Here is a 25,962-nt window from a genome sequence, read left to right as displayed (position 1 = left end):
ATACCGCGGCGCAGGGGCGGCGGCCGTTTGTGTCGAGGGATGCTCAAAAAAGATCGGAGCGCCGAGGCGCTCCGATGGACATCGAACGTCAGCATAGGCAGCTCAGCCGCGCAGAATCTCCACGGCGCGCTCCAGCGGCAGGGCGATGGGGGTGAGGCCCTGGGAGATGAAAAAGCGCGTCTCGTTCTTGGAGAGGGTCTGCGGCTCGACGATCACGAAATGCTGCGCCCCCGAGCGCTTGGAAATCTGGCGCGCATAGGTCCGCAGCAGCTGGTCGTTGAACCGGCAGCCGATGAACAGGAAATTGCGCTGCGTGCGCCGATCCTTCACGACGTCGGGAATGGGCGTCTGGATGTCGATTTCTGTCAGGACTTCCACATAATCCGCGTCGGAGATCAGGAAGTTCCTGGCCGGCGCGATGGAGCCGTGCGGCTTGTAGAGCAGCGTCGTCCAGCCGGGGGCCGCGGCCCGCTCGGATTCCGCGCCACCGGCATCATAGAAGTGATACCAGCGGTCTTCGCCGATGCCGGCGCGTGTGATGCCCTGCACCTCGCCCCAGTCCGAGCGCTCCGCCAATGCCGTGCGCATGGCGCCGTCGTACCAGGTGTCGACGATCATCGGCAGAGGCAAGGTGGCAAGGTAGCGATGCAGCGCCGTGGGCTCCACCGGCGGGCTGAAAGCCTCGGTCATCAGCGCCGTGACGGTGGAGCGATGCTTCATGCTCTCGATATGCTGGGCGGAGGCCCAGGCATTGCCCTTGGCGCGGCGGGGCAGCGCCACCTTGGTGGCGAAGAAGGCCGCCAAGGCCTCCGGATTCATGGGGATGGCGGGCTGTGACAGCTCCGTCAGGCCGGGCCCCAGATAGGGGACGACCCGCCCCCCGCGCAAGTCTTCGGCGACCTTGGCCAGCACCGCCTCGGCATCGGCGGCGTTGGTGAAATCCATGTGGGGGATGGGGGCATTCATCGGTTTCAGCCTTCTTCGCCGCGCTTGCGCGCATTGATGGTGATCGGCAGCGTGGTTTCCGGCGCCATCTCCGGCAGGTCGAGCACCCAGCCGTTCGCGATCTTGATCCAGCCGCCCCAGAGCGACTCGTGTTCGCTTTCGACGATCGGCTCCTCCAGATCCTTCTTGGGCACGTAGATGGACAAGCCGGTCTCAGGCGAGCGACGGATCATGATCTTCATAGTAAAGCTCCGTGAATGGGGACGTGTGTTCCGGTGTAGACGTGCCGCTCCATTGTCAGGTGGGTGACAATGTCCGGAGTTTCGTGATGATCTCGGGCAGCACCTGCAAAACCCGGTCAACTTCATCGACCGTATTTTCACGCGAGAACGAAAAGCGAATGGCGCCGCGCAGGGCGGCCGGCGGCACGCCCATGGCGCGCAGCACATGCGAGGGCTCCATGGAGCCCGAAGAGCAGGCCGAACCCAGCGAGGCGGCGATGCCGGCGCGGTTGAGGTGGTGAAGGATGGCCTCGCCTTCGAGATGCTCGAACGCCACGTTCGATGTATTCGGCAAGCGGTTGTCGCGGTCGCCCAGCACCAGGCAATGGCCGATCTGCTGCACCACGCTGTGTTCCAGCCGGTTGCGCAGGTCGCCCACGCCATCCTGGTCGGCCGCGAGATGGGCCAGGGCGAGTTCGGCCGCCTTGCCGAGACCGATGATGCCCGGCACGTTCTCGGTGCCGCCGCGGCGCCGGCGCTCCTGCGGGCCGCCCCGCACCAGCGGGCTGAATTTCGTGCCCTTGCGCACATAGAGCGCGCCGATGCCCTTGGGGCCGTGCAGCTTGTGCCCGGAAAGCGACAGCATGTCGATTTGCGTCGCCTGGAGGTCGACCGGAACCTTGCCGATGGCCTGCACCGCGTCGGTATGAAACAGGGCGCCGGCGGCGTGGGCGAGTTCGGCGAGGTGGGCGACCGGAAACAGTGTGCCGGTCTCGTTATTGGCCCACATCACGGAGGCGAGCGCGGTGCGCGGCCCGAGCGCGGCGCGATAGGCGTCGAGGTCCAGCCGTCCGCTGGCATCGACGCCGATGAGGTGGGCCTTGATCCCCCGCGTCGCCTGAAGATGTTCGATGAGCGCGAGGATCGCGGGATGCTCGACCGCGGAGGTGACGATCTCGTCGCGTCCCTCTTGCACATCGAGTGCGGACAGGATGGCAGTATTGTCGGACTCGGTGCCACCCGAGGTGAACACGATTTCATGGTCGAAAGCCGCTCCGAGCAACGCCTGAAGGCTCTTGCGGGCGGCCTTCACCCCGGTTGCGACCTCGCTGCCGAAGGCATGGGCGGAGGAGGCATTGCCAAACTGCTCGGTGAAATACGGCAACATCGACGCGACGACGGCCGGGTCGGTGCGGGTTGTCGCATTGTTATCGAGATAGATTGGCACCGGATGTCTCTTTCAGTGCCGTGCCTTCGCCGCGCCGGCTACCGGGACGATGCGCACCAGCTCGCCCAGGCGCTCAACCACCTTGGATTGGATGCCCTCGAGCGTCATGCTGGCGAGCTTGCAGAACACGCAGGCGCCGGTGAGCCGCACCATCACCTTGTTGCCCTCGATCGACAGCAACTCGCAATCGCCGCCATCGCGCTGAAGGTTCGGGCGCACCTCTTCGATCACCGCCTTGATGATCCGCACGCGTTCGCTGTCTTCGGCGGGGGGAGCCTGCACATTCTCGGTTTCGGCCAGCATGACGTTCTCCTGGAGTAGAGTTCTGCGGAAACCGGCATGCGCGCGCGGTGGGCGAAGCGCATGCCGATGATCGGAGGGATCGACGTCAGCCGAAGGATTTGCCGCAGGAGCAGCTGGACTTGGCGTTGGGATTCTCGAAGGTGAAGCCCGAGCCTTCCAGGGCCACAACGAAGTCGATGGTGGTGCCGGCCAGATATTCGTGGCTCTTGTTGTCCACGAACACCTTGACGCCGTTGCGTTCGATCACGGTGTCGTCGGGATCGCCCTCGGCCACGAGGCCCATCTGGTATTTGTAGCCGGCGCAGCCGCCCGCCTCGACCTGGATGCGCAAGCCGCTGGCGGGCTCGGCGGCCGAGGTCATGGCCGTCCGCACCGCATTCACAGCACTATCCGTCAGATTGATCATTGTCCGCCCTCACTGATTGGACCTGTCTGCTGTGATTTCAGCAAGTCCCGTGCCATCAGATAAGGGTTTGAAATAAAACGATTTTGTTGCGATCGGGCTGTGTGGTTTGCGACGCGTGTCGGCTTTGCGACAGAGGGCATGGCGTTCGAAAGCGGACGTGCTTTGCCGGCGTCCGCAGCGCTTTGTCGGGCCATTGGACGAGGGCGACGTCAGGCCGCGCGCCCGAGATCGATTCCGCGAAAGATCGCGCACCGCTCAAACACGTCCAGCGTCGGCGGCACGCGCTTGTGGCGGCAATATTTCGCGACCAGCTTCGCGAGGCCCTTGATGTCGCGCCCCGTGGTGGTCGGAAACGTGTCCACCAGAGCATCGAGCATTGGCGTGTCGAGCGAGAGGGCGAACTGCTCGCTCATCACGCCCCAGATCCGGCGGCGCGCGGCGCTGTCGGGGGCGTGGAACTTGATGAGGGCGATGCAGCGCGAGACGATCGCCTCGTCGATATCGTCGATGCGATTGGTGGTGAGGAACAGCAGGCCGTTGAAATATTCCAACACCCGCAGGAACACGCCGACGACGGCATTCATGGCGATGTCGTCTTCCCTCCGCTTGATGTAGACGTCGGCCTCGTCGATCAGCATCACCGCGCCCCAGCGCTGGGCGCGGGTCAGCGTGTCCTTCAGCGCGCTTTCCATGGCTGCCGCATTCAGGCCCAGCTGGCCGGAATGCACCCGGTAGAGCGGCCGCTGGATGATCTCGGCGTAAACCTCGGCGGTGAGCGTCTTGCCGACGCCTGGCGGACCCGCGCACAGCACGGTGGTGCCGCCGGACTTTCCCGCGACGATGTCATCCATGAGCACGTCCATTTCGGCGGTCAGGATGTCGATGAGGTCGGTCTGTTCTTCGGGCAGAACCAGCTTTTCTCTTAGGTTCGGCTGGTAGGCATAGGGCTCCATGTCCTCCACATGCACCCACAGATAATGATGCAGGTCGAGGTGGAACATGAGGATGTAGGGATGGATCGGAATCCGGCTGAACAGGCCCGGGCGGATCGCGGCCTTCGATTCCTCCACTTCTTCCTCGGCATCATAGAGATTGCTCTTCGCCGCCTTGCGCAGATATTGGCCGAGGATGTCGCCGGTGACCTCAAGGGTCAGGGCGCGGGCGGTGAGGATGCTTTCGTCGTTCACCAGCCGCGCGGCACCGCCGCCGGAGGACAGCACGACCACATCCTTGCGGGACCAGTCGGTATCGCGGTGCGAGGAATTGGGGTCGTCGGTATAGAAGCCGGTGCCCCGGCCGGAGAATTGCGCGCCATAGCGCCCACGCCAGGCGAAATAGCGCGCCTCGGTGTCCTCATAGGCCGCGATCAGCTCCCGCGTCTCCTTCAGGAATCCCTTGGCGGCGAAGATTTCCGCCACCGTCTTACCCGCGATCTCACCGCCGGAGATGCGCAGTGTGGTGGAGGTGACGGCGCCCTTTGCGTTCGCCTTCAGCTCGACGAAGACACGCCCGGTCTCGTCATTGGAGGGCGGCGTGTAGTCCAGGCGCGTCACCACATAGGGCAGCGGCCGGCTGGCGACGCTGGCGGTGAACATCCAGCCGTGGATCGCGTCGGAGATGAGGTAGCGCGCGATGGCGGGCAGGACGGATTCCAGATCGTTCGCAGCAAACCTGACACTTTTGTCGCTGAACGCCCGTTGCAGGGTCGCGATCTGTGCCACCCGCGTCTGCATCTGCGGGCCGGCGCCCCGATACAGGTGTTGCAGGAAGTCCAGCTCCGGCTCTGAAAGGTGGGTGAAGGCGACCTCGATCTTCTCGCCGAAGCGCAACTGCTCCGTGAGCGGCGCCAAGGCTGGAAAGCGCGCGACCATCGCCTCGATATAGGGACGTTCGATTTGCAGCTTCATTGCGGTGTGTCGGTTTGAAAGGGGCGCGCAGGTGCGTACCTCTCTCGCATGCACGGTTCACGCCAGCAGGGAAGCGGCAGGCTATTTGCATCGGGCTTCCCGGTCGGCGCGCGGGCGCCGCAAACGCCTTTGAAAACCGGGGATTCATCCATGACGACGCTTGAGAAGACGATCACGATCGAGGAGACCGCGCTGGCCCGGCTTGATCGGGAGGGACGGCTGCTCAATGCGGTTCTCAAGGCGCCGACGAAAAAGCCGGGCCGGTTTGGCTTTCGCGGCGATATCGCGCTGAAGTTCCAGGCCCAGGTCGCGGACGAAAAGCGCCCGCCGGATTTCTCCATCGAACAGGTCCTGACCGTTGTCCAGGCGGGCGAGCCGACCATTCCGATCCTGGTGGGCTATATTCATTCCTTCGCCTATCTCTCGGTCGCCGCCGAGGTGCTGAAGGGGCTTTTGAGCCCGACCGGGACCTATTTCATCTTCGCCAACAACATTGATCTTCTTGCCAAATACAAGGTCGTGATCGATGGCATCCCGTTCTTCGTCCTGCCGTGCGATGAATCGACGGTGTGGAAGGAGATGATGGACCTGATGAGCATCGACAAGAATGATGTGAAGAAGCTCGATACGGCCGGCAAACTCGACCACCTGCTCGATGCGGCGATCGGCTTCAACGAAGCCTATACGCCGATCACCTTCGAGGAAGGCGTCGCCCGCATGGAGCCGGTGAAGAACCGCAACGAGAACCGGCCCGTCTGACGGGCCGGCTTTTGCCAGGCCTGCCCGCTGTCAGGCCTGCGCTTCATCGGCCGCGACCTCGTCATCCTCCTCCACGAGGGTGACGCCGGTCACGCAGATGTCGTTGTCGATGACGCTCAGCGCCACCGGGATAAGGCCCTTGCCCTTGCAGGGGCCTTCCACGCATGTGCCGGTGCCCAGCTCGAACAGCGCACCGTGCTTTCCGCACATGAGGCGGATGCCGTTCGGGTCCAGGAACTGGTTGCGTTCCCAGTCGAGATTCACCCCGTCATGGGGGCATTTGTTGACATAGCCGAACACCTGGCGCCCCCATCGCACCACGATAATGGGCCAGGGTTTGGGAGCGCCGTCGTCGCCGACGATCATCAGATGGAAGCCGGCGGCCCTCTGGCTCGGAATGTCGCTCATGCTACAGATGGCGTAGGCCACGTTCTCGGTCATGTTGGGCTCGCTCATGAGGAAATTCCCGGTGCTTGCAGGTTGGCGCGCAGGTCCCGCCGCAGGTCCGCCGCCGGGCCGTGTGCCGGGGGCGCCTTCGGGAGCAGCACGCGATTGGCGGCGAGCGAGAATTCCTGCCACGCCGCCGCAATGTCCCGCAGGATGGCCTGCACATAGGCCTTCGATAATTGATGTTCGTCAGGAAAATTCGATAAGGCGCAGGATGTGCGGTTGAAGGCGATCACATCATCCATGAGCGACTGCATGAAAGCGCCAAAGGGTTGCTGAATCAGCGGCGTGAGGCTGGACCGTCCGCGCTCGACATGCGCGGTCGTCCGGTCGAGTGGGAGTTCGTCCAGCTTCATCAGCGCACGGGCAAAGGTTGCTTCCGCCGCGGCGAGGATCGCGCGCTGGGTGATCTGGTCGCGCTGCTGGGTGGCGAGAGCGTGGGTGAGGCGCCGCCGGTAATCGTCGAATGCGGCTTCGCCTTGAAGCGCCACCCAGGCGCGCCAGGCGGCGAGCGCCGAATCATGCGCGTCGCCGCCCGGAGCTTGGGCGACAGGTCCCTCGGAGAGCTCACGGGTGCTCTGCGCGGCCCAGGCCTGGGTCAGGGCGCGCTCGATGCGCCGGGCGGCATCCAGCGCCCCTTCCAGATAGCCGGCGCCCTGCGCGGCCGTCTCCGATCCGCCAATATGGAGCCGGCCGCCCCACAGCGGGCGGCGCAGAAGCGGATTACCCGTGTCGGAATGGGTGCCGATCGTCGCGTCCCGGTCACGGCTGCTGCATGTGAAGGGCTCGGTCGCCCAATCCTGGTAATATTGTGTGCCGCCCTCGGCGCCTGCGCCGAACACTTGTACCAATTGATTGTCCATCAGCATGGGCAGGCCGACGCTGAAAGCTTCGCGCAAGTGCGGCGTCAGCGCGAGAAAGCCGCCGAGCGCGGCTCTTTCCGCCGTGCCGTCGCAGGCGTCGAACACTTCGCCGATCACCGCCTGCTCGTGCGTGACGAAGGCGTTGCCGGAAAGGCCGGCATCGCGCCAGGCGGCCGAGGGATAGGCGACCATCACCTTCGCCCGCGCCGCCATCCAGGTTTCGGTCCCCCGCATGGCGTCGCGGACCGCGGCGCTGAGCTCCGGCTCGAATGTCACGGTCTCGTCCAGCAGCCGTGGCGGCAGGGCAAGGACCACGTGCCGGGCCTCCAGAGAGACGGTGTGGTCGCCGACGCGAAAGGCAAGGGTGACATGATCCCCCTGGTCCATCACGCGGGTGAGCACGTGGCCGAGATAGGTCCGTTCCGGCGGCAGGTCCCGGGCGAGGGCGTCCGCCAGCTGCCCCATGCCGGCTTCGAGGCGCCGCGCATCCCCGTGCACCTTCCGATCCGCCATTTCCTCCGCCCGCTTGTCCGGATCGCGCAGATGCAGCACGACGCCGTTGTCATGCTGGGGGATATGGGCAAGGCCGGTCTCGGCGATGAGGCCGGCGACCAGGGGCTGGCTCTGCGGCCAGAACCAGGTGGGACCGAGATCGAGGGCGAGGCCGCTCGCGCCGTCCTCCACCGTCAGGATGCGCCCGCCGAGCCGTGATCGCGCCTCGAAGAGCGCGGCCGGCCGGCCGTGTCGGGAGAGGCTCCGCGCCAGGGCGAGGCCGCATAGCCCGCCTCCGATAATCGCCGTGTCCAGCATGGCCTGCCTACGTCTGTTCGTCTCTAAGGACGGTCCTGCAAGATTCGCGCAAACTTCCCGGAGGTGGTTCGCGCGATCTCCCGCCCCGCGGGGATGGCGGGGCAATTGGCACAGAAATTGATCTGTCATTCCCCAACCGGCCAATGTTTGGAGACTGACATGAACGTTGCAAAAGAATTTACCCAAACCTCCCTGGAAGAGCTGAAGGCGCTTCTCGCCGGCGGAACTTTGACCATCTATTCCGTCGCTCGGCCGCTCACCGCCGACCGGCCGGTGGAGCGCAGCGGCATCCTGGCGACCTTCACTTTCGCCGCCCCGGCCTTCGGCCCCGAGGAGGACGGCGTGGAAACGCCTTTGTTCGTCGCGAGTGCCGTGCCCGCGGTCACGGTCGGGACCCCGGGCTTCGCCCGTGCGCGCACGGCGGACGGGAAGGTCGTCGCGGACTTCTCGGCGGGGCCTGGAAATCGCGAGATCAAGTTCGCCGAAGTGTCCTGCTCGGTGGGCGCCCCGGTGCGGGTCGTCCATTTCAAATTCATCGCCGAGGGCGGCTGGCCGGAGCGGCCGGACTATTACGACGCGCGGCCCCAGCCCGGCTATGCGATGCCGCGCGTGCTGTGAGGAAGGCGCCGAGATGATCGGACACCGGGCACGGGGGCCCGGTGTCTAATTCGCGACAGTGGGTCGGCTTTCCGACAGGGAGATCAAGTGCATGAGCTCGGAAAATCCTGAAGGACTTGTAACCACCGAATGGCTTGCGGCGCATCTTGCGGATCCGGACCTTCGGATCCTGGATTGCACTTGGCATCACACCAGCACAAACCTTGACGGGCGGACGCAATATCGCGGACGTCACCTTCCGGGCTCCGTCCATTTCGACATCGATCACGTGGCGGATACATCCAGCCCGCTGCCGCACATGCTGCCGAGCGCCGCCGATTTCGCCAAGAAGGTGGGGCTCATGGGCGTGGGACCCGGCGATCGCGTCGTGGTCTATGACCGTCTGTACGGCGGCTCTGCGGCGGGGCGGGCCTGGTGGATGTTCCGTGCGTTCGGCCACGAGAATGTGGCGATGCTGGACGGCGGCTTCGGCAAATGGGTGAAGGAGAAGCTGCCGACGGAAATGTCGCCGGTCCGCCCCGAGCCCCGCGTCTTCGAGGCAAGGTTCCGCCCCGAACTGGTGCGGAGCATGCGCCAGATCCAGGACAACCTGGCGAGCGGAGCGGAGCAGCTCATCGACGCGCGCGGCCCGGCGAAATTCGCGGGGACCCAGGAAGATGTCTTCCCGGTGAAAAAGCAGGGCCATATTCCCAATGCCATCAACCTTCCCTGGGCCGATCTGATCCATCCCGAAACCGGCGCGCTGCTGGCGCGGGAAGCCCTCGCGGCGCGGTTCGCCGCCGCTGGAATCGATCTCGGCCGTCCCATCGTCACCACCTGCGCATCGGGCATTTCTTCCTGCGTGCTGGCGCTCGGGCTCTACGCGATCGGCCATCCCTCGGCCGCCGTCTATGACGGCTCCTGGGCGGAATGGGGCGGCGCCGAGGACACCCCGGCGGCGGTGGCCGCGTGACCTGCGGCACCAGAAGGAGACCACGCGCATGAGCGAGCAGACGGTCGCCGCCGGCGTCATCCTGGAAGGCGAGGAATATCAGCTCTGCGGGGATGGCGCGTCCTTCGTGTTGCGGTTCAAGACCGAGCACATGGTCGCCCATCTCGCCGGAGACGACGCGGCCCGCTTCCAGAGCGATTTCGACACGGTGCAGCAGCAGTTCCCCGGCTGGAAGGCCGACCAGGCCCTGGCCCAGCTCTGGGATCAAGGCGGCTACAGCTGGCTTGCGACAGAAGAGGAAGGCAGATCATGACCACCCTCATCAAGACCACACAGGATGGACGGAAGCTGGAGGTGATCGGGCTCGCCATCTGCCTCGACGGCGCCCTTGAAGCCTTCGAGCTGATCGAGGTGAAGGATCATCCGAACCGGCGCGCGATCCTCGCCGCGGTTCCGGATGCGACCCATGTGGCGGGGCGCTTGCCCCTGACGCGGGCGGAGGCCGACAAGGTGGTGGCGGCATTCGCCGAGGCGGAGGCGGAAATCCTGGCAAGTCCGGCGGCGATCAACGAGCGCTTCCGCATCGCCGCCATGTGGAAGGCCCGCGAACAGGGCATCGAATAAGTTCTTTTGAAACAACGCGCGAATGAACCGGCGGCGGCGATTCACCCGATTGGAGTGACGGCCGCCGCCGATTGCGTTCAAGTTTTTCAGGATGCACGAAATAACGGGCCGGATCAGTGAGATCCCGCCAAGCCGTGGTGCATGAAGCCGGCCGGGTATCGCCACCGATGGACCGGAATGCCACGCGCCGCCAGCTCGTGTCGAACCGGCGGATGCGCGGATGTCCTCGGGCGGTTGCTCAGGCGGCTTCCGCCTTTTCCGCTCCGTGGGTCTGGCAATTGGTGGGGCAGACGCGCGCGCAGGCCCCGCAGCCGATGCAGGCGCCATCATCGTTCATCACCATGATCTTCTTCTCGACCTCATCATCCTCGTCGTCATCGAGGCTGATGAATTCGCCGTCCTCGTTGATGCCTTTCAAGGTCATCACATCCCGGCCGCACACCTTGTAGCAGCGGCCGCAGCCGATGCACTTCTTGGCGTCGATGGCCAGGAGATATTCCGGCTGCCAGGCGCGGCCGTCGCGGGTTGCGTTTGACATGATGCTCTCGATTTTCGGATGAGGCCGACGGCGCCGCTCCGTGACCGGCGCCGAAAGGGTTTTTGCGCGAGCGTGCAGGCAAGTCGCAGGGGGATGCCCCCCTCCCGCGTCAGGCCGCCTCGAGCGCCTTCAACTGGGCGCGCTTCTGCTCCAGTTCGGCGAAGGCCTCGTGGGCCCGCTTGGCGACCTCGGGAATGGTCTCCCAGCTGATCGGCAGTTCCTCCGACAGGTCATGCAAATCCATCTTGGCGGCCGTCGCCTTGGCCGACAGCTTCTTGATTTCAGCCTTCAGGCTTTCCAGGTCGCTCATGGCTCACCTCAATATTTTGCGACGGGTTCGAATTTCTCGATCATTTCGATGCCGGCATTGACGTGCTTCTGGCCTTCCTCCGCCAATTTCGCGAGGGAATCGAAGCCGAAGCGGTGCACGTCGCGCAATTGCTTGTTCACCACGATCAGCCGGCCGCCGATCAGCACCATGCGGCCGAAGCCCTCATGGCTCATCTTCATCATGGGCGTGATCATCACGCCGGTCGCCTTCTCGATGGAGAGGCAGACGGCATTGAAGAACAGCTCCATGCGCCAGAGCGTATCGGGATCGGGATCGCCGATGATCGGCAATGCGCGGCGCGCTTCCTTGTCGAGGATGTAGGGTTCCAGCAGGTCCAGATCGGCCTTGTTGTCCCAGGCGCCATGGGAATCCTGCGCGCGCCACACCTTGATCAATTCCTTGATGAAGGGAGCATCCGCGGCGGTAGTGGGGGCGAGTTCTGCGGTTTCGGCCATGTGATCCTCATTCATCAAAGTCGAAGGTGCGTTCCTGGCCCTTGGACAGGGCCTTGCGCAGCCAGGGGGGAGGATTGCCCTTCAGCACGTCCTCCAGCTTCACCAGAAGGTCGGAGATTTCCTCCGGCTGGTTCACCTTCATGGGATGGATATTGTTCGCGACCACGCGCGCCGCGCCGGAGCCGCCGATGGCCGCGACATAGAGGATGGCGCAATCCTTGATGGCATCGATCTTCGGCGCCAGCTTGTCCTCGTTGCCGTCTTCCTTCAGGTCGCCATCGAACTGAATGGCTTCGAGAAAGCGGTGCCCCTCAGGACCGATCTCATAGATCGCGATGTTCTTGGCCCAGCCAAAATGAGCATCGACCCGCTTCAGATCCTGGGTTGCGAATGCGATCTTCATGGGATCTTCCTTTGCTGCTCTCGCATCAATGCGCTGCGGCGGCATGGCCCGCCGCATGGCCTTCCCCGCGCCAGGTATCCGGCGTGGGCTCGTGATTTTCCTCATGGTCGGCAATGATGAGATTGCTGATGTGGAAGATCGTGTCGCGGGTGCCGCGATAGCCGACGCTCAACTGATGTCCCGCCCCGAGGCGATCAAACATCGGCATGCCGGCGCGATAGAAGGGGATGTGCAGCCGCTCGGCCGCTTGCCGGCCGTGGGAATGGGTCACCAGCAGGTCGCACCCGTTCGCCTTTGCGAGGGCTTCCAGGTCCTCCAGGTCGCCGATCAGGACTTCGGGCGCCTCCACCCGGGCAAGGACCGGCGACTGGGTGGTGGTGACCGCCGCCGTGACATGCGCGCCCAGCTCGTGGAGCATGGAGCTGAGATCGAACAGAAGATCCGGCTCGGCGCCGATCGCCAGCTTGCGCCCGCCGATATGGAAATGCGCGTCCAGCATGGCATCGACCAGCTGGCCGCGCTGGCGACGATATTTCAGCGGCACGGGGCGGCCGCTGATCTCGCTCAGGAAGGCGATGAAGGCGTCGTTCGGGCCGAGGCCGCACAGGCGCTCGAACACCCGGAACGGGGTTCCGGTCTTCTTGTGCATCGCCTCGGCGGCGAGGCGCATCTGGGCACCGATGGCGATGGTCCAGCTGGCCTGGCCCATGGTGGCGACTTCATCCACACCGATGCCGCCGATGGTGGTGGGTGTGAATTCGTCCGGGATATGCCCATCCAGCGAACCGCCGAGATCCGGCAGGAACGAGGGTTCAAGCCCGAAATCCTCAAGGATGGTACGAACTTCCTCGATGTCGCCGGGTGTGAGATGGCAACCGGGAAGAACGTTCACCCGGGCCGGATCGCGCCGGGCGGCATTGGCGGGTGCTTCCACCAGCACTTCCACCATGCGCGCCACGGTCTTCTCCCACCCGTCCTGGAACGCGTCCTTGAAATCGGGGGTGGAGACATAGACCATGGGCAGGTTGGCAACTTCCGGATGGTTCTGCCGGATCAGCTTGATGTAGCCCTCAACGTCGTCGCCCTTGGTCTCGGTGACGCCGGTGGAGCAGATGCCGATGATCTCCGGCTTCGTGCGCTTGTGGATGTTGAGCACCGCCTGTTCGACATTCTCATAGCCCCCGAGCACCGTTGCCACCTCGCTCATGGCGGTGGTCTGCATCGGGATGGCTTCCTTGAAGTGCCGCACAAACAGCACCAGGCCGAACGAGGTGCAGCCCTGGGACCCGTGGAGCAGAGGCATGGCGCCGCGCAGTCCCATGAAGGCGAGCGCGCCGCCGATCGGCTGGCTCATCTTCAGCGGGTTGACCGCGCAGGCCTTCTTGCCAAGTGTGACAATTGCCATGGCGCCGACCTATTCCGCGGCCTGGAGGGCAGGGACCGCCGGCACGGCACGCGCAGCGAGGATGTCCTCGATGCGATCGGAACAGGCCCCGCAGCCGCCGGAGGCATGGGTGTGGGAGCGCACCCCCTCGACGTCCACCAGCCCATGCGCTGCGATCGCATCCACGATGGTCCCGAGGTCCACCGACTTGCAATTGCAGATCTTCTTCGCGCGGCGGGCGGCCTCGGCGGCGACCGGATCGGCGGCGAGGAGGGCGGCTTCCGCGTCCATCTGCGCCATGGCGACGGCCTGCCAGTTGGTGCCGGCCACTTCCCAGGGCGCCGCCTTGCGGACCTGTTCCCACACCGGATTGTAGAGCGCCTTGTCGATCTCCTCGACCAGCTTCACCATGCCCACATAGCCCATATAGGCGTGGTGGCGCTCCTGGTTGATGTCGAGCCACGGCATCGCGGCCTTCAGCGCGATGAATTGCGAGCGGCCGCCCGAGAGCATGATGTCCGCTTTCGCGTCCTTCAGCATCTTGTACATTTCGCGCGGCGTCATGTCGTCGATCATATGGGCGTCCTGGCCCATCAATTCCTTGATGCGTTCCTTGTCTTCCTTGGTGGACTTCTTCACCGAGGTGCCGACCAGCTCAAGGCCGGCTTCCTGCAGGGCCGCCACCACCGACCAGGATTTCACGCCGCCGGTGATGAGCAACACCTTCTTGCCCTTGAAGCGGGGCTTGTAGCTCGCGATCGCCGCCCAGGCCTTGGCCTCCTCGCGGGCGATCACCGCCTCGGTGCGTTCCATCAATTCCGCCGGCGCACCGCGCTCGATCAGCATGCGGGCGATTTCGCGCAGGGAATCGCTGGAATCCTCGATGCCGTAGAAGGAGCCCTCGAAGAAGGGGATGCCGTAGCGCTCCTCCATCTTGCGGGCGACATTGATCATGGCTTTCGAGCACACCATCATCGCCGCCTTGGCGCGATGGGAATAGGCCACTTCCTTGTAGCGCCCGTCGCCGGAGATGCTGGAGAAGATGCGGATGCCCAGTTCGTCCAGCAGCGGCTTCACCTGCCACAATTCACCGGCCAGATTGTATTCGCCGATGATGTTGAGGTCATAAGGGGTTGTGTATTCGGGCTCCTCGGTGCCGATGACATGCTCCAGCAGGGCTTCGCCCGCGAGCTTGTTGCCGAGGTTCTTGGGGCCGACGAAGCCGGGCGAATTCACCGGAATGACCGGCTTGCCGAACTTCTCCTTGGCCGCCTTGCAGACCGCATTGATATCGTCGCCAATCATGGCGGGCACGCAGGTTTGATAGACGAACACCGCCGGGGGATCGTATTTCTCGATGATTTCGCGGATCGCCTTGAACAGGCGCTTCTCGCCGCCGAACACCACATCGGTCTCGTTGATGTCGGTGGTGAAGCCGGTGCGCCAGATGTTCGAGCCGGAGGATTTGGCCCCGCGATTGTCCCAGGAATTGCCTTCGCAGGCGATGGGACCATGGATCAGATGGGCGACGTCGGTCAGCGGCTGGAGCGCGATCTTCGCGCCGTCGAAGGCGCAGCCGCCGGCGGCCCCGCCAGGCTGCAATTGCTTGGTGCAGCCCTTCTTGCGCTCGGCCTCGGACTTGTTCGCGTTCTTGCCGCACCCCGGCTCGTTGAAGACGTCCTGGATCGTGGCTGATAACGACGACATGCGCATCTCCTATCCATGGAACGGGTGATGAAATGAAACAAACAATCGGGTCGTAAATATTCTCTTCGGGATGAGCCCCACCGCCCAAACAGGTGGTGGGGCAGGTTTGCGATAGCGGCGATCAGCGGATGATGTCGAAGCTATAATCGGTCTTCGAGGGGACGTTGGTGTTCTTGTCGATTTCGTCGAAGATCTTGTCGAGGATCCAGACCAGAACGTTCATGCCGCCCTGATAGCCCCACACCGGATAACGATGGTGGTGGTGGCGATCGAAGATCGGGAAGCCGATGCGGATCAGCGGCGTGCCCGTGTCGCGCTCCAGATACTTGCCGTAGGTGTTGCCGATCAGGAAATCCACCGGATCCGTGAACAGCAGCGAGCGCATGTGCCAGAGATCCTTGCCCGGATAGACATGGCAGTTCTGGCCGAAGGGCGAGGAGTCGAACAGGGCCTGGACCTTCTCCGCCCATGCCTTGCTGCCGTTGGTGGCGAGCACATGGGTGGGCTCGGCGCCGAGCTCCAGCAGGAACGCGGCAAGGCCGAGGCAAAGATCCGGATCGCCGTAGATGGCGAATTTCTTGCCGTGGATGTGGGCGCTGGAATCGGCGATGGCATCCACCAGGCGGCCGCGCTCGCGCGCCAGCTCCTCGGGGATCTCCTTGCCGATGATGCGCGACACCGCCATCAGGAAGGCGTCGGTGCCGGCGACGCCGATCGGATGGTTGAAGGCGACCACTTCCTGGCCGTGCCCTTCGATGAAGGGCAAGGTCTTCTCGGTGCAATATTCCTGCATCGAGATCGTGGCCTTGGCGTGGAGCGCGTTGGCCGCCTCTTCCAGCGTGGTGCCGCCGTCATACATGCGGAACTCGCCGTCGGTGGGGGTGTCCCACACGTCGCTATTGTCGCCGAGGATGGTGTAGTCGGCGCCCATGATGCCGAGCAGGCGCTTGACTTCACGCAGGTTGCCGACGGTGTAGCCATCGAAGCCGCCGATGAAATTGATCTTCTCGTTCGGCACCCGCTCGAGCACCGGCGCGGTGCGGGCCTTGCCGTCCCAGAAATGCTCGAAAATGCCCTTCATGACATTGTCGTAACCGGTGACGTGGCTGCCGACGAAGGCCGGGGTGTGCGCGAACGGCACATCATATTCGGCCGGGACGGAGCCCTTTTCCTTCGCCGTCTTGATGAAGGCGTTGAGGTCGTCGCCAATGACTTCCGCCATGCAGGTGGTGGAGACCGCGATCATCTTCGGCTTGTACATCGCGTAAGTATTCGCGAGGCCGTCGATCATGTTGTTGAGGCCGCCGAACACCGCCGCATCCTCGGTCATCGACGAGGAGACGCAGGAGCTGGGCTCCTTGAAGTGACGGGAGAAATGGCTGCGATAATAAGCGACGCAGCCCTGCGAACCGTGGACGAAGGGAATGGTGCCCTCGAACCCGACCGCGGCGAACACGGCGCCGAGCGGCTGGCAGGCCTTCGCGGGGTTCACGGTCAGCGCCTCGCGAGCGAAGTTCTTCTCGCGATATTCAGGGGTCTTGGCCCATTCCCGAACGCGCTCCACTTCGGCCGGATCGCGTGGGTTCTCGAACATCTTCTTCTTGTTCGCCAGCATCTGCTGGTATTCCGGGCCGCGGAACAGCTCGAGATGATCGAGCACGTGATCGGCATTTTGAGTCATGGTGGTGTCCTCTTGAAATGTCATGTCCCGATCTGGGGTCCCGGCGCCGCCCGCGAGGGCGCGCCGGGACGCGGTGAAGCTATTCCGCCGCCATCAGGGTGGGCTTGGGCACCGCTTTCCACGGGGCCTTCGTCATCTTCCAGACGGGGGAATTGATCGCCATGTCCATGTCGCGCGCGAAGATCGCGAAACCGTCATAGCCGTGGTAGGGGCCGGAATAGTCCCAGGAGTGCATCTGGCGGAACGGCACGCCCATCTTCTGGAAGACGTACTTTTCCTTGATGCCCGAGCCGACCAGATCCGGCTGGATCTTCTCGACGAACTTCTCGAACTCGTAGCCCGTGACGTCGTCATAGATCAGCGTGCCGTCCTTCACATAGTGCTGGGCGGTGCGTTGATAGTCGTCGTTATGGCCGAACTCGTAGCCGGTTCCGACGACTTCCATGCCGAGGTCTTCGTACGCGCCGATGACGTGGCGCGGGCGCAGGCCGCCGACGAACAGCATCACGGTCTTGCCTTCCAGGCGCGGGCGATACTTCGCGATCACCGCATCCATAAGCGGCTGGTACTTCGCGATCACCCGCTCAGCGCCTTCCTTGATCTTGTCGTCGAAATAGCTGGCAATCTTGCGCAGCGACTCCGCGATCTTGGACGGCCCGAAGAAGTTGTATTCGCACCAAGGAATACCGTACTTTTCTTCCATATGGCGCGAGATGTAGTTCATCGAGCGGTAGCAGTGCAGAACGTTGAGCTTCGCCTTGGGCGTTGCTTCAAGTTCCGCCAGGCTGCCGTCGCCCGACCACTGGGCGATCACGCGCAGGCCCATTTCCTCGAGCAGGATGCGCGAGGACCAGGCATCGCCGCCGATGTTGTAGTCGCCGATGATGGCGACGTCATAGGCGGTCGGCTCGAAGCGCGGGGCGGCGTCGGCGGGGATCTTGTCGAACACCCAGTCGCGGATCGCGTCGTTGGCGATATGGTGGCCGAGCGACTGCGACACGCCGCGGAAGCCTTCGCAACGGACGGGAACGATGGTCTTGCCGTCGTATTCCTTCGACTTGACCTTGGAGACCGCCTCGATGTCGTCGCCGATCAGGCCGATCGGGCATTCCGACTGAACCGTGATGCCGTTGTTCAGCGGAAACAGTTCCTGGATTTCGTCCATGATCTTGGCGAGCTTCTTGTCGCCGCCGAAGACGATGTCCTTCTCCTGGAAGTCGGACGTGAACTGCATCGTCACGAAGGTGTCGATGCCGGTCGTGCCGATGTAATAGTTGCGGCGCGCGGCCCAGGAATATTGGCCGCAACCCACGGGGCCGTGGCTGATGTGGATCATATCCTTGATCGGACCCCACACCACGCCCTTCGAGCCGGCATAGGCGCAGCCGCGGATGGTCATCACACCCGGAACCGACTTCAGATTGGACTTCACGCCGCAATCGGATTTGCCGGATTCATGGACGTTGAGATGCTTGGCGCGCCTCTTGGCCGTCTTCTCCGGGTAGACTTGCAGGACTTCGGTGATCAGTTCCTTATTGCGAGCCTTGATTTCATCAATGCTCTGCGTCTTTGCCAGGCTCATTTCGCTATCCTCGCTTAACCCCAGTTTTCGTGGCGGAAAACCAGCCCCTCGCGGGAGGGGCTGGGATTTGCTTTGAAAAGCCTCAGGCGGACATTGCGGCCAGTTCGGCGGCGGTCTTGCCGACGACGGTTTCGTCCACGGCCTTCATGATGCCGTGCTCCATGAGCATGTCTTCCAGCTCGTCCATGGTGATCGGGGTCGGGATGATGCCCTTGCCCCCGTTGGCATGGATCTTGGTGGCCAGCGAGCGGTAATGGCCCGCCTGCACCGAGTCCGGAGCGTATTCGAGCACGGTCATGCGGCGCAGCTCGGCGTGCTGCACGATGTTGTCGCGCGGCACGAAGTAGATCAGATGCGTACCGAGCTTCTTCGCCATGGCTTCCGCCAGTTCCAGCTCCTTGTCGGTCTGGCGCTCGTTGCAGACGAGCCCGCCCAACCGCACGCCGCCGGAATTGGCGTATTTGAGAATGCCCTTGGAGATGTTGTTGGCCGCATACATGGCCATCATCTCGCCGGACATGACGATGTAGATTTCCTGCGCCTTGTTCTCGCGGATGGGCATGGCGAAGCCGCCGCACACCACGTCGCCGAGCACGTCGTAGGAGACATAGTCGATGTCTTCGTAGGCGCCGTTCTCCTCCAGGAAGTTGATGGAGGTGATGACGCCGCGGCCGGCGCAGCCGACGCCGGGCTCGGGACCGCCGGACTCCACGCAACGGATGTCGCGGTAGCCGACCTTCATCACTTCCTCAAGTTCCAGGTCCTCGACGCTGCCGGCAGCCGCCGCGAGGCTGAGGATGGTGTCCTGCGCCTTGGCGTGCAGGATGAGGCGCGTGGAATCCGCCTTGGGATCGCAGCCGACGATGAGGATGCGATGCCCCATCTCGGCGAGCGCCGCCAGCGTATTCTGGGAGGTCGTCGACTTGCCGATGCCTCCCTTACCGTAAAATGCGATTTGTCGTAGTGACGACATCTGCTTCTCCTGCGAACTGGTTGCTTTGCCACGCCGAGGCGTGGGCCGCGTATTTCCGAACTCGTCAGCCCTGCTTCGCGAAACGGAGGGGACGTTGCTTGTCCAGGTCATCGGCGTGAGCCAGCAACCATTCGCCGTGCGCTGAATAGGTTTTGCAACTCCTGTGCCAAGGGATTTGAGCGAAAAAAAGTGTGTCAGGACAGTGCGTTAGCGATTCTTGAGGCGGCATTTCAGAGTTGTTTCAAATCCGACATCCATGCAGGCCACCCGACATCCTTGAAGATGCCGCGACGAAGGCCCCCGCGGGCCGCAAACCCCCGGTGTCATGGCAGCAGCGCGCGGCGCGCGGGAGGGGAGTGGGGGATGCTCCGTCCCCGGGCTCGGGTCGCGCGCGCGTACCGGATCGCTGGCAGTGTTATGCCGGACGTTGGCGCGGATGCGTCGGAAATCCGCCTGTAGCAGACGCGACACCCTGTCGGGCGCGCGACAGGGCTGCGACAGTCCCTTTGGAATTTATCCAATTAAATCAAAGAATTCTTGTGTGGCACAGGGCTTGCGTGGGCGATCTGGCGAGATGTCACGGGGACATCGCACGCGCGCTCCGGAGTCACGTAGATGGCCTACAAGATCATCGCCTCGCAATGCACGGTATGTGGTGCTTGCGAATTCGAATGCCCCAACGCGGCCATTCGTCTGAAGAACGACATGTACATCATCGACCCCAAGAAATGCACGGAATGCGAGGGCAGCTTCGAGACGCCGCAATGCGCCGCGGTTTGCCCGGTCGCAGACACATGCGTTCCAGCCTGAGGCGATGAGGAACAGGGGCGGGCAGCCGATCACGCGGCCCCTGCCTCCGGCGCCATCCTCGATGGGGTCCACGATCAAGGGCTCCCTCGGGAGCGCACATACCGCTTGAAACCGTGAGGGGAGTGACTGAATGGCCGCCGTACAAGAGACAGTCGAGCAGGTCCGCCGCATCGACGTCGAGCAATACAAGTACGGGTTCGTCACCGACATCGAATCCGAGAAGGCACCGAAAGGTCTTTCGGAAGATATTGTTCGCTTCATCTCCGCGAAGAAGAACGAGCCGGCCTGGATGCTGGAATGGCGCTTGGATGCCTATCGCCGCTGGCTCACCATGCGCGAGCCCGAGTGGGCGCGCGTCAATTATCCGAAGATCGATTATCAGGATCTCTATTATTATTCCGCGCCGAAGAAGAAGCCGGAGCTGGCTTCGCTCGACGAGGTGGACCCGGAGATCCTGAAGACTTACGAAAAGCTTGGGATCCCATTGCGCGAGCAGGAGATGCTGGCCGGCGTTGTGCGGCCCGAGGGCGAGCGCCGCATCGCGGTGGACGCGGTGTTCGACAGCGTCTCCGTGGCGACGACCTTCCAGAAGGAATTGCAGGAGGCGGGCGTGATCTTCATGCCGATCTCCGAAGCCTTGCGCCAATATCCGGACCTGGTGCGGAAATATCTCGGCAGCGTGGTGCCGACATCGGATAATTATTTCGCGACCTTGAATTCCGCCGTGTTTTCGGACGGGTCCTTCGTCTACGTGCCGCCGGGAGTGCGCTGCCCGATGGAGCTTTCCACCTATTTCCGCATCAATGAGCGCAACACCGGGCAGTTCGAGCGCACCCTGATCATCGCCGACAAGGGCGCATATGTCAGCTATCTGGAGGGCTGTACCGCGCCCCAGCGCGACGAGAACCAGCTTCATGCCGCCGTGGTGGAACTGGTGGCCATGGATGATGCCGAAATCAAGTATTCGACGGTTCAGAACTGGTATCCGGGAAATTCCGAGGGCGTCGGCGGCATTTACAACTTCGTCACCAAGCGGGGCGATTGCCGGGGCGACAATTCCAAGATTTCCTGGACGCAGGTCGAGACCGGCTCCGCCATTACCTGGAAATATCCGAGCTGCATCCTGCGCGGCGACAATTCCAGCGGCGAATTCTATTCCATCGCCATCTCCAACGGTCATCAGCAGGTGGACTCGGGCACCAAGATGATCCACCTCGGCAAGAACACGTCGAGCCGCATCATCTCCAAGGGCATCGCCGCCGGGGTGTCGCAGAACACCTATCGCGGCCAGGTCACGGCACATCGCAAGGCTGCCGGCGCGCGCAATTTCACCGCGTGCGACTCGCTGCTGATCGGCGACATGTGTGGCGCCCACACCGTGCCCTACATCGAGGCGCGCAATCCGACAGCCGTGTTTGAGCACGAGGCCACCACCTCGAAAATCTCCGAGGACGTGCTGTTCTACTGCATTCAGCGGGGCCTTTCCCAGGAAGAAGCCGTTGGGTTGGTCGTGAATGGCTTCGTGAAGGATGTGCTCCAGCAGCTTCCCATGGAGTTCGCCGTTGAGGCCCAGAAACTGATCTCCATCTCGCTCGAAGGCAGCGTCGGCTAGGCGCTCGGCACGAAACCCGCACAGGATAGGAATTGGCGATGACTGCGCTTCTGGAAATCCGCGACCTTCGCGCCGAAATCGGCGGGCGGAAAATCCTCAACGGTCTGGATCTCACCGTGAATAAAGGCGAGATCCACGCCATCATGGGCCCGAACGGGGCTGGCAAATCCACGCTGTCCTACGTGCTCGCCGGCAAGCCCGGCTATGAGATCACGGGCGGGCAGGTGCTGTTCAACGGCGAGGACCTGTTCGAGATGTCGCCGGACGAGCGCGCGGCCAAGGGCGTGTTCCTCGCCTTCCAGTATCCGTTGGAAATTCCGGGCGTCGCCACGCTCACCTTCCTGCGCGCGGCTCTGAACGCCCAGCGCAAGAAGCGGGGGGAAGAGGAATTGTCCTCGCCGGACCTGCTCAAGCGCGTGCGCGAGCTTGCGAAGAAGCTCGGCATCGATCCCGAGATGCTGCGCCGGCCGCTCAATGTCGGGTTTTCCGGCGGTGAGAAGAAGCGCAACGAGACCCTTCAGATGGCGCTCCTGGAGCCCCGCCTGTGCGTCCTCGACGAGACCGATTCCGGCCTCGACATCGATGCGCTGAAAGTGGTGGCCAATGGCGTCAACCAGCTGCGCTCGCCCGAGCGGGGCATGATCGTGATTACCCATTATCAGCGCCTGCTGGACTATATCGTGCCGGATGTCGTGCACGTCCTGGCGGCGGGCCGCATCGTCGAGACGGGGGGCAAGGACCTTGCCCTGCAACTCGAAGCCACCGGCTATGCGCAATATCAGAACGAGGCGGCGTGACGGTCATGAACGCAGGGATCGCCGCCATCAAGACCGAGGCCGAGACGGGCCTTGCCGAGACGTATGCCGCCGCGCGGCCAGACCTGCCGGGCGGTCCCGCCGTGGCCGCGGCGCGCGCCGAGGCCTTCGATATCTTCACGCTGGGCGGCTTGCCGCACCGGCGGCTGGAGGCGTGGAAATATACCGACCTGCGCCGGTTGATGAAGGATGCCAAGCCGCTCGCGGGCGCGCCCGATGCCGCCGCCCTGGCCGCCGCATCGCAGGCGGGGCGATGGCTGTCCGACCTCGGTGCGCGGCGCATCGTGATCGTGAACGGCGCGTTCGCACCCGCCCTGTCTGATCTGGCCGATCTCGAAGAGGGCCTGACGATCCGCGCGCTCGCGCCGGCGCTGGCCGGGGACGAGCCGCTCCTGTCTGCCGATCTCGGGGCGCTCCTGCCGCACAATGAGCCGGCGCTGGCTCTGAACACGGCGTTCGCGGGCGACGGCGTCGTGATCGAGGTCGCCGCCGGGGTCGAGGTGAAGCGCCCCCTCCATCTGGCGTTTGTGACGGCCGGCGAGACAGCTTCGGCGAGCTTCACCCGGTCCGTCGCGGTGATCGGCGCGGGCGCCAGGGCAAGCCTGATCGAGAGCCACGAAGGGCCGGAGGGAACGGACTATCAGGTCAATTCCGCCCTTCAGGTGCAACTCGGTGACGACGCGGGCCTCGATCATGTGAAGATCGTGCGCGAGGGGGGCGCGGCGCTTCATGTGGGAACCCTGCTGGCCGATATCGGTGCGCGGGCGCGGTTTAGCGCGTTCGGCTTCATCGTCGGCGGATCGGTGGTGCGTAATCAGATGTTCGTCCGCCTCGCGGGGGCGGATACGGTGGCGGAGGTCTCGGGGGTGAGCCTGATTGCCGGCCGGCAGCATGCCGACACGACCCTCTTCATCGAGCACGCCGCACCCGGCGGCCAGAGCCGCGAAACCTTCAAGGCGGTGGTGGACGATGCGGCGCATGCGGTGTTCCAGGGCAAGATCGCGGTGCGGCAACAGGCCCAGAAGACCGATGCGCGGATGATGTCGCGCGCGCTTCTGCTTTCGCCGGAGGCTGAGGTCTTCAGCAAGCCCGAGCTTGAGATCTTCGCGGACGATGTCCAGTGCGGCCATGGGGCCACCACCGGAACGCTGGATGATCAGCTCAAATTCTACCTGATGGCCCGCGGCATTCCCGCCAAGGAAGCCGAAGCGCTGCTCATTCAGGCGTTCGTGGGGGAAGTCATCGACACCATTGCGCACGAGGGCCTGCGCGAGGCCCTGGGCGCCGTGACGGTGGCCTGGTTGAGCGAGCGGGGGTGAACCGATGCATCCGGCGGTCAGCAATGGAAGCTACGATGTGAACCGTATTCGCGAGGATTTTCCCATCCTCGGCATGCAGGTCTACGGTAAACCTCTGGTCTATCTGGATAACGGCGCCTCGGCCCAGAAGCCGAAGGCGGTTCTCGAGCGGATGAACCAAGCCTATACCTCGGAGTACAGCAATGTGCACCGGGGTCTGCATTATCTCGCCAATGCGGCGACCGATGGCTATGAGGGCGCGCGCGAGCGGGTCGCGGCGTTTCTCAACGCCGAGCGCACGGACGAGATCATCTTCACGCGGGGTGCGACGGAGGCCGTCAACCTCGTGGCGCAGACCTATGGCCGCGCCAATATCGGCCCCGGCGACGAAATCGTGCTCTCCATCATGGAGCATCACGCCAATATCGTGCCCTGGCATTTCCTGCGCGAGCGGCAGGGGGCGGTAATCAAATGGGCGCCGGTGGATGACGAGGGAAATTTCCTGCTCGATGAATTCGAGAAGCTCCTGACCGACCGCACCAAGATTGTCGCGATCACGCAGATGTCGAACGTGCTCGGCACCGTGGTTCCGGTGAAGGATGTGGTGCGCATCGCCCATGCGCGGGGCATTCCGGTTCTGGTGGACGGCGCCCAGGCGAGCGTTCACATGGATGTCGATGTCCGCGACATCGATTGTGATTTCTACGTCATCACCGGCCACAAGCTCTATGGGCCGACGGGGATCGGCGCGCTCTACGGCAAGCACGCGCTTCTGTCCGCGATGCCGCCTTTCAACGGCGGCGGCGAGATGATCCGCGAAGTCTCCCGTGACACCGTCACCTATGGCGCGCCTCCGCACCGCTTCGAGGCCGGCACGCCGGCGATCGTCCAGGCGATCGGCCTTGGCGCCGCGCTCGATTATATCCGCTCCATCGGCAAGGATCGGATCCGCGCGCACGAGGAGTCGCTGGTCGCATACGCCCACGAGAAGCTGGGCGAAATCAATTCGCTGCGGATCATCGGCAATGCGCCGGGGAAGGGCGCCATCGTCTCCTTCGCCATGGAGAACGCCCATGCCCATGATGTGGCGACGGTGATCGACCGGGCGGGCATCGCGGTGCGCGCGGGCACCCATTGCGCCATGCCGCTGCTGGAGCGCTTCGGCGTCTCCGCCACCTGCCGCGCGTCATTCGCGCTCTACAATACCCATCAGGAAGTCGACGAACTCGCGCGTGCCTTGACGAAGGCGAGCGAATTCTTCGCCTGACCGCGGTGTCAGTGGAACACTCGGCGAGAAGGCAAGGATGATCGGGGAGAGGGGCCGGCGATCCGCTGGCCCTTCGCCGTTTTGGCCCGCGCTCCCGCAATTTTCGCTGCAACGCTGGGACCGGGTGTTCGCCGTCGACCGATCCTGCCGCGGGGCCCGCCGACTATCGGCTGGAGCCGTCCCGCCCCGTATCTTCGATGAGGCGCCGCAAGGCCAGCTCGCGAATCTCGCTCACCGGATCGTCGGCGAGCGCCGCGAGATGAGTGCGGCCGATGCGTTCCGCCACCGCGAACCGCACGCGCATGTCGGCATCTTTCATAAGCACGGTCAGGCGCTCTGGCGGCAGCCGTTCGGCCACCGCCAGACGCACGAGCGGGTCCGGATCGCCGGCCATGGTCACAAGATGGGGAAGGGCGATGCGCCGTGCCACCTGGCGGCGGACGTCCGGCTCGCTGTCGTAAAGCGCCATCACGAGCGACGCCGGTGGCGCGCGGCGGGCTGCGGTGAGGCGCACGGCGTCGTTTTCGTCCGCGAGCATGGCAACAAGGTCGTTGCCTTCCAGGCGATGGGTGACCGCCATGCGCACCCGCGCGTCCGGATCCTTGCGCATGTCCCGGATCCGCGCCAGGGGAAGGCGATAGGCGACCATGATCCGCACGTCTGGCTCCGGGTCCTCGCGCAGCGGACCCAGCAGGAACAGACTGGCATGCTTCGCCGCGAGGGTGCGGACTTCAAAATAGGGATGGTCGAGATAGCGGGCGGCAAGATGCGGGTTTCGTGCAAAGAAGCGATCGATCCGCTTCCCCCGCCGGTCGGCGACGCAGATCTTGCCGAGGTCGCAGCGTCCCTCGGCATGAATGTCCTCGTGCGGACAATCCTGGCAGCGCACGGGGCGACCCTGCCAGTCCATGGCCTCGAACGCATCGACGGGTGGGGCTGGCGCTTCGCCGATCATGGCGTGCCGGCTCTCGCACGAGGTTGGCCGAACCGCGCGCCCGGCGGCGGGGAGCGCCGGCGAGATCGCCGCCGCGCCATATTGGCACC

At 64.0% G+C, this 25,962-nt stretch carries 28 protein-coding genes; 10 read left to right on the top strand and 18 right to left on the bottom strand.

From position 1 onward, the window contains the following. Positions 1–102 precede the first annotated feature (102 nt). The 6 genes from V5F84_RS16450 to V5F84_RS16425 form a co-directional block, all read right to left on the bottom strand. Complete coding sequence (locus V5F84_RS16450; RefSeq protein WP_394046582.1) at positions 103–966, bottom strand: SIR2 family NAD-dependent protein deacylase; 864 nt, start codon at positions 964–966, stop codon at positions 103–105. A gap of 5 nt (positions 967–971) precedes the next feature. Further along, a complete protein-coding gene (nifT, locus tag V5F84_RS16445; RefSeq protein ID WP_394046584.1) occupies positions 972–1,187 on the bottom strand; it encodes a putative nitrogen fixation protein NifT in 216 nt (71 codons plus the stop codon). A gap of 55 nt (positions 1,188–1,242) precedes the next feature. Further along, a complete protein-coding gene (gene nifS, locus V5F84_RS16440; RefSeq protein WP_509277216.1) occupies positions 1,243–2,334 on the bottom strand; it encodes a cysteine desulfurase NifS in 1,092 nt (363 codons plus the stop codon). 72 nt (positions 2,335–2,406) lie between these two features. Then, positions 2,407–2,697, bottom strand: coding sequence for a NifU family protein (locus V5F84_RS16435; protein ID WP_394046588.1), 291 nt, complete (start codon positions 2,695–2,697; stop codon positions 2,407–2,409). Positions 2,698–2,782: 85 nt separating this feature from the next. Continuing rightward, a complete protein-coding gene (locus tag V5F84_RS16430) occupies positions 2,783–3,103 on the bottom strand; it encodes a HesB/IscA family protein (protein WP_348844637.1) in 321 nt (106 codons plus the stop codon). Between the two features lie 209 nt (positions 3,104–3,312). After that, the gene (locus V5F84_RS16425; RefSeq protein ID WP_394046590.1) at positions 3,313–5,010 is read right to left on the bottom strand and encodes an AAA family ATPase; all 1,698 of its coding nucleotides are present in this window, start codon (positions 5,008–5,010) and stop codon (positions 3,313–3,315) included. A 150-nt stretch (positions 5,011–5,160) separates the two neighbouring features. Here V5F84_RS16425 and V5F84_RS16420 point away from each other — a divergent pair, with 150 nt between their 5' ends. Beyond that, positions 5,161–5,769, top strand: coding sequence for a hypothetical protein (locus V5F84_RS16420; RefSeq protein WP_394046591.1), 609 nt, complete (start codon positions 5,161–5,163; stop codon positions 5,767–5,769). 30 nt (positions 5,770–5,799) lie between these two features. On the opposite strand, the gene V5F84_RS16415 is transcribed toward V5F84_RS16420, so the two are convergent. After that, positions 5,800–6,210 carry a Rieske (2Fe-2S) protein gene (locus V5F84_RS16415; RefSeq protein WP_394046615.1) on the bottom strand — a complete coding sequence of 137 codons (411 nt, stop codon included), beginning with the start codon at positions 6,208–6,210 and terminating at the stop codon, positions 5,800–5,802. An 11-nt stretch (positions 6,211–6,221) separates the two neighbouring features. Continuing rightward, positions 6,222–7,889 carry a flavin monoamine oxidase family protein gene (locus V5F84_RS16410; protein ID WP_394046592.1) on the bottom strand — a complete coding sequence of 556 codons (1,668 nt, stop codon included), beginning with the start codon at positions 7,887–7,889 and terminating at the stop codon, positions 6,222–6,224. Between the two features lie 159 nt (positions 7,890–8,048). Between V5F84_RS16410 and V5F84_RS16405 the strand changes: the two genes are divergently transcribed. The 4 genes from V5F84_RS16405 (at position 8,049) to V5F84_RS16390 (ending at position 10,062) form a co-directional block, all read left to right on the top strand. Beyond that, a complete protein-coding gene (locus V5F84_RS16405) occupies positions 8,049–8,507 on the top strand; it encodes a hypothetical protein (protein ID WP_394046593.1) in 459 nt (152 codons plus the stop codon). A 91-nt stretch (positions 8,508–8,598) separates the two neighbouring features. After that, positions 8,599–9,459, top strand: a complete 861-nt coding sequence (locus V5F84_RS16400) for a sulfurtransferase (protein ID WP_394046595.1) — start codon at positions 8,599–8,601, stop codon at positions 9,457–9,459. A gap of 28 nt (positions 9,460–9,487) precedes the next feature. Further along, complete coding sequence (locus V5F84_RS16395) at positions 9,488–9,751, top strand: hypothetical protein (RefSeq protein ID WP_394046597.1); 264 nt, start codon at positions 9,488–9,490, stop codon at positions 9,749–9,751. Beyond that, a complete protein-coding gene (locus tag V5F84_RS16390; protein WP_394046617.1) occupies positions 9,745–10,062 on the top strand; it encodes a hypothetical protein in 318 nt (105 codons plus the stop codon). Before V5F84_RS16395 ends, V5F84_RS16390 begins: the two co-directional genes overlap by 7 nt. Before the next feature lie 238 nt (positions 10,063–10,300). Here the strand turns inward: V5F84_RS16390 and fdxB are convergent, their stop codons facing one another. From fdxB to nifH, 9 genes are all read right to left on the bottom strand, one after another. Further along, positions 10,301–10,600, bottom strand: a complete 300-nt coding sequence (gene fdxB, locus V5F84_RS16385; RefSeq protein WP_394016303.1) for a ferredoxin III, nif-specific — start codon at positions 10,598–10,600, stop codon at positions 10,301–10,303. A gap of 109 nt (positions 10,601–10,709) precedes the next feature. Beyond that, the gene (locus V5F84_RS16380; protein WP_394046599.1) at positions 10,710–10,910 is read right to left on the bottom strand and encodes a CCE_0567 family metalloprotein; all 201 of its coding nucleotides are present in this window, start codon (positions 10,908–10,910) and stop codon (positions 10,710–10,712) included. Between the two features lie 8 nt (positions 10,911–10,918). Next, on the bottom strand, positions 10,919–11,386 hold the full coding sequence (locus V5F84_RS16375; RefSeq protein WP_394046601.1) for a NifX-associated nitrogen fixation protein: 468 nt from the start codon (positions 11,384–11,386) through the stop codon (positions 10,919–10,921). A gap of 7 nt (positions 11,387–11,393) precedes the next feature. Further along, positions 11,394–11,789, bottom strand: coding sequence for a nitrogen fixation protein NifX (nifX, locus tag V5F84_RS16370; protein WP_394046603.1), 396 nt, complete (start codon positions 11,787–11,789; stop codon positions 11,394–11,396). A gap of 25 nt (positions 11,790–11,814) precedes the next feature. Further along, positions 11,815–13,194 (bottom strand): nitrogenase iron-molybdenum cofactor biosynthesis protein NifN, encoded by a 1,380-nt coding sequence (nifN, locus tag V5F84_RS16365; protein ID WP_394046605.1) that lies wholly within the window; start codon positions 13,192–13,194, stop codon positions 11,815–11,817. 9 nt (positions 13,195–13,203) lie between these two features. Beyond that, positions 13,204–14,880: a nitrogenase iron-molybdenum cofactor biosynthesis protein NifE gene (gene nifE / locus V5F84_RS16360; RefSeq protein WP_394046607.1), complete on the bottom strand. Its 1,677-nt coding sequence runs from the start codon at positions 14,878–14,880 to the stop codon at positions 13,204–13,206. A gap of 121 nt (positions 14,881–15,001) precedes the next feature. Next, positions 15,002–16,561 (bottom strand): nitrogenase molybdenum-iron protein subunit beta, encoded by a 1,560-nt coding sequence (gene nifK / locus V5F84_RS16355; protein WP_394046609.1) that lies wholly within the window; start codon positions 16,559–16,561, stop codon positions 15,002–15,004. A 79-nt stretch (positions 16,562–16,640) separates the two neighbouring features. Continuing rightward, the gene (nifD, locus tag V5F84_RS16350) at positions 16,641–18,143 is read right to left on the bottom strand and encodes a nitrogenase molybdenum-iron protein alpha chain (protein WP_394046611.1); all 1,503 of its coding nucleotides are present in this window, start codon (positions 18,141–18,143) and stop codon (positions 16,641–16,643) included. 82 nt (positions 18,144–18,225) lie between these two features. Beyond that, positions 18,226–19,116, bottom strand: coding sequence for a nitrogenase iron protein (gene nifH, locus V5F84_RS16345; RefSeq protein ID WP_509274262.1), 891 nt, complete (start codon positions 19,114–19,116; stop codon positions 18,226–18,228). Positions 19,117–19,731: 615 nt separating this feature from the next. Here nifH and V5F84_RS16340 point away from each other — a divergent pair. From V5F84_RS16340 to V5F84_RS16320, 5 genes are all read left to right on the top strand, one after another. Then, a complete protein-coding gene (locus V5F84_RS16340; protein ID WP_394046689.1) occupies positions 19,732–19,926 on the top strand; it encodes a 4Fe-4S dicluster domain-containing protein in 195 nt (64 codons plus the stop codon). A gap of 130 nt (positions 19,927–20,056) precedes the next feature. Further along, positions 20,057–21,538, top strand: a complete 1,482-nt coding sequence (gene sufB / locus V5F84_RS16335) for a Fe-S cluster assembly protein SufB (protein WP_394046691.1) — start codon at positions 20,057–20,059, stop codon at positions 21,536–21,538. Positions 21,539–21,576: 38 nt separating this feature from the next. After that, the gene (sufC, locus tag V5F84_RS16330) at positions 21,577–22,335 is read left to right on the top strand and encodes a Fe-S cluster assembly ATPase SufC (protein ID WP_394046693.1); all 759 of its coding nucleotides are present in this window, start codon (positions 21,577–21,579) and stop codon (positions 22,333–22,335) included. A gap of 5 nt (positions 22,336–22,340) precedes the next feature. Further along, positions 22,341–23,672 (top strand): Fe-S cluster assembly protein SufD, encoded by a 1,332-nt coding sequence (sufD, locus tag V5F84_RS16325; RefSeq protein ID WP_394046695.1) that lies wholly within the window; start codon positions 22,341–22,343, stop codon positions 23,670–23,672. Between the two features lie 4 nt (positions 23,673–23,676). Further along, the gene (locus V5F84_RS16320) at positions 23,677–24,918 is read left to right on the top strand and encodes a cysteine desulfurase (protein WP_394046697.1); all 1,242 of its coding nucleotides are present in this window, start codon (positions 23,677–23,679) and stop codon (positions 24,916–24,918) included. A gap of 163 nt (positions 24,919–25,081) precedes the next feature. On the opposite strand, the gene V5F84_RS16315 is transcribed toward V5F84_RS16320, so the two are convergent. Then, positions 25,082–25,873 (bottom strand): 4Fe4S-binding leucine-rich repeat protein, encoded by a 792-nt coding sequence (locus tag V5F84_RS16315; protein ID WP_394046699.1) that lies wholly within the window; start codon positions 25,871–25,873, stop codon positions 25,082–25,084. Positions 25,874–25,962: the final 89 nt, after the last annotated feature.

The organism is Roseixanthobacter liquoris (genome assembly GCF_043195135.2).
Lineage (GTDB): Bacteria > Pseudomonadota > Alphaproteobacteria > Rhizobiales > Xanthobacteraceae > NCEH01.
Note: the sequence above shows the minus strand (reverse complement) of the source record. Positions and strands in the feature narration are given on the sequence as shown.